This is a genomic window from Pseudomonas sp. D47 (assembly GCF_045447305.1).
Taxonomy (GTDB): Bacteria; Pseudomonadota; Gammaproteobacteria; order Pseudomonadales; family Pseudomonadaceae; genus Aquipseudomonas.
The window spans coordinates 1-998 of the sequence record NZ_JBJGXU010000156.1; the positions used below are offsets into that span (position 1 = coordinate 1).

Annotated in this window: 1 protein-coding gene; it reads left to right on the forward strand. The window is 56.1% G+C overall.

The annotated features are described in order from the left end of the window. Nucleotides 1-951: transposase (locus tag ACI77I_RS32015; RefSeq protein WP_407000207.1), on the forward strand; the 951-nt coding region annotated here is incomplete at its 5' end. Between the last annotated feature and the right edge of the window lie 47 nt (nucleotides 952-998).

Below are 998 nucleotides of genomic sequence, written 5' to 3' on the forward strand. Positions count from 1 at the left end.
ACTGAAAAACGTTTAGGCCCTTTGCGCAGCGAGCGAGCTGCGGCTCGCCCAGGGTTTTCCGTAGTGGCCTACGATCCTGATCTGGATTTAGTCGTCGATCTTCAGCCTTGGGAAGACGCCCATGCCAGCGAGCGGGTCAGTGTTCTACCGCTGTTGGCCCGCGCAAGCGCGGGTCAACTATGGATGGCTGACCGACTTTATTGCACGCTGCCTGTCCTGCAAGCCTGCGAAAACACAGGGGCCTCGTTCATCGTTCGCCAACACAGCAAACATCCACGTGTGATCCAGGAAGGCGACTGGCAAGAGTCAGGGACCGTCGACACCGGAACCGTTCGCGAACAAACCATCGAAGTAAAAGGCGGTCGCCGCTGGCGACGCGTTGAGTTGAGCTTGCAAACGGCTAATGACTCAGGTGATTTGGTGATGTGGTTCTGGAGCAATTTGCCCGACACCATCAGCGCTCGACAAATAGCTGATTTATACCGCCGCCGCTGGAGTATTGAAGGGATGTTCCAACGCCTTGAATCGGTGCTCGACAGTGAGATTAAGAGCCTTGGTAGCCCTAAAGCCGCGCTGCTGGGCTTCGCCTCGGCGGTTCTGGCTTACAACGTTTTGTCGGTTCTCAAACGCAGTGTGGAACAGGCGCACCGCGAAACGCAGCCAGCGAGTTGGGAGGCTTCGATTTACCATTTGGCGGTGCACGTTCGCAGCGGTTATGAGGGAATGCAGATCGCATTACCGGCGGAAAACTTCCCTCTCGAAAAGACCTCGCAAGGGTTGGCAGAGCGGTTACTGGCCCTGGCGAGGTTGATCAAACCTAAGGCCGTCGCGAAAAGCCCGCGCGGCCCTAAAGTCGCCAAACCCAAGGAGTGGCTGGAAGGTAAGGCCGCACGGGCTCATGTTTCAACAGCTCGGGTGCTTAAGGCTGCCAAGTCGGATAAACAGACTTAAACACTGCTTTAAACGAACTTTTAAACGCAGACCTTGAAAGGCATGGC